Annotated in this window: 3 protein-coding genes; all 3 read left to right on the top strand. The window is 60.2% G+C overall.

Annotated elements, in window-relative coordinates:
• The first annotated feature begins 181 nt into the window (after positions 1-181).
• On the top strand, positions 182-535 hold the full coding sequence (locus tag I5W_RS09405; protein WP_252716964.1) for a hypothetical protein: 354 nt from the start codon (positions 182-184) through the stop codon (positions 533-535).
• A 70-nt stretch (positions 536-605) separates the two neighbouring features.
• A complete protein-coding gene (locus I5W_RS29670; protein ID WP_083893506.1) occupies positions 606-869 on the top strand; it encodes a hypothetical protein in 264 nt (87 codons plus the stop codon).
• A gap of 9 nt (positions 870-878) precedes the next feature.
• Positions 879-2,465, top strand: a complete 1,587-nt coding sequence (locus I5W_RS09410) for a class I SAM-dependent methyltransferase (protein ID WP_044529026.1) — start codon at positions 879-881, stop codon at positions 2,463-2,465.
• The last annotated feature ends 62 nt before the right edge of the window (positions 2,466-2,527 follow it).

The following is a 2,527-nucleotide window of genomic DNA, read 5'->3' on the forward strand; positions in this document are numbered from 1 at the left end:
CTCGCATTGTCCTGCGTGATTCATCGATATGCAGGAGAGCCAGTCCGTACAGACCGCTGCCCCTGCGCCGTCAGCACCGGCCCCGGCCGCGCCGCCGAGTGCACCGACCAACGCGATCGACCATCCCAGGCGGGGCACGCGTGCCTTCCTGGAACGTGCGCCCGGAGCGGCTCAGAGCCGGGTGAGCAACAAGCGTCGTTACGGTGATTCGTCAGAGATTGTCCAGGGCGACATCACGCACTGGCAGCGCATGGATACGCAGGTCAGTAATGCCTTGGAAGCGATTCCCCAGGGTGATGAGCTGGCTCGCGGCACGCGTGTGGATAAACCCTACATGCGCCGCGTCAGCGAGGGCAGGGAAGTTACGCAGAAGGGCGCTTGGACAGCCACGGCGCCAGCCCAGGCCAACAAGAACCCGGGGAAATGGACGAGCGGGCTCAGCAAGTCCTTGCGTGAGCGCGCCCAGTTCGCCCGTGTGCATGGTGTGCTGTTCGAAGCACCATGGCTACCAAGCTCGGGTCTGGCGCAGACCTGAGGGCTGCCGGATCGATCCCGGCAACACTGCTTCAGAAATCAAGTTGCATTCATTCCGGTTGGAGATAAGCATGAAAAGGCATCTGTCTGGCATCGACGCCATGGAGCGCGAGAACGGGCCACAAAAAAATCGCAAACGCCGCAGGTCACCCTCACTGGAACAGTTCGGGGATGACGAGGAGCTGCGTCTGGACGAGTACTTCCCCTGGCATCGAATTCGCCGCCTGCCGCGCAGTAAGCCACCAGCAGAGCAGCCGTGGCGGCAATTTTCTCAGGTGAGCATTGCGCACGTCCCTATACAGCAATGCTGGCTTCGTCATCTCAACTCAATATAAGGAAGATCCATGCAATGGCACGAAGGGTATGTGTCCGATATCGATTATGTGGCCGCGTTCTTTCCTGAACAGAGTCCGGCCCTGCTCAGTTTCGCCTGCCTGCTCAATGGCTGCGAACCACCTTCCCCTGAGCGGCATTTCCGCTATCTGGAACTAGGGTCGGGCCAGGGACTGACTGCCAATATCCTGGCCGCAGCCAATCCGCACGCTGATTTCTATGCCGTCGATTTCAATCCGGCACACATCGCGGCCAGCCGGCAATTGGCGCAAACGGCTGGGCTCCAGAACATCCACTTTCTGGAAAATAGTTTCGCTGATCTGGCCGAGGGCGTCATCGACCTGCCGCCAGTGGATTTCATCACGATGCATGGCGTCTACAGCTGGGTCAACGCCGACAACCGCCATCACATCATGCGGCTGGTCAAGCGCTACCTGAAGCCGGGTGGGATCGTCTACCTGAGCTACAACGCCATGCCAGGCTGGACTACGACCTTGCCGTTCCAGCGCCTGTTGCTGGAGCACGCCACTCTCTATCCGGGTAGCAAGTCGGCGCAAATCGACAAGGCCCGCTCGCTGGTGCGTGGCCTGATGGAAACGCGTGCCGGCTATTTCACCAGCAATACCAGCGCGAATCTGCAGAACTATCTGCGGGGAGCGATGGAGGAAGATGCCAGCCGATCGCCCTATCTAGCCCATGAGTACATGAACCAGGGCTGGGAGCCGCTTTATCACGTCGATGTGGCCCGCGATGCGGCCCAGGCCAAGCTGGATTATGTGGGGTCGGCCGACTTGTCATGGGCATTTCCCGAGCTTTACCTGAGTGCGGAGCAGCGCGACTTTCTGCAGGAGATCCAGGATCCGGGACTGCGCGAAACGGTGAAGGACTATCTCAAGAACACGTGCTTTCGCAAGGACATCTACGTGCGCGGCAAGCGGCCTGTCAGCTCCCATCGCCAAGAACAGTGGTTCAGTCGCATTGGCCTGGCACTGACGGTGTTGCGGGAGACGGTGAGCCTGAAGATGGGATTCCCGCTACGCCAATACCAGCCCGATGGAGAAATCTATAACGTCATACTGGACGCTCTTGCGCAGGGGCCGAAAAGCCTGGCGGAACTGCGCCAACTGTCGTCCCTGCAGGGCAAGAGTCTGAGTGAACTTGCCCAGTTGGCGGCCCTGCTGATCGACACCGGACAGGCCGCGCCCTATCTGCTGCAGTCTGCCTTGCAGGATCGTGCTCCGGCGCAGCGCCTGAACCAGGCCATTGCCCAGCTCGATACCGGCTATCGCGTGTTCGCCTCGCCCTTGCTGGGGAGTGGCGTGGCCGCGCCACTGTTCCAGCGACTGGTCTACGACTCACTGGCTGATCCCCAGGCCGCCACCATGAGTTCCACCGACGTGGCCAGCCGGGTGCTGCGCCAGGTCGAGTCGCAGCATGTACCGATTCTGCTCAACGAGCGCGAACTGGTCAGCGAGCAGGAGAAATGGCAGGAGGTACAAGAGACCGTCAAGGCCATCCTCACGCGTCGGCGGCCATTCTGGAAACAGTTGTTGATGCTGCCTGAAGCGGCAGCGGCGCAAACCGGGAGCGATATCTGAAGCATCCCGAACCGGTTTTTTTGCCTCCCTTGTCGATAAAGAGGAAATATGAATTGGAATGA

It is taken from the genome of Herbaspirillum sp. B65 (genome assembly GCF_000333555.1).
In the GTDB taxonomy this organism is placed as follows: Bacteria; Pseudomonadota; Gammaproteobacteria; order Burkholderiales; family Burkholderiaceae_D; genus Herbaspirillum; species Herbaspirillum rubrisubalbicans.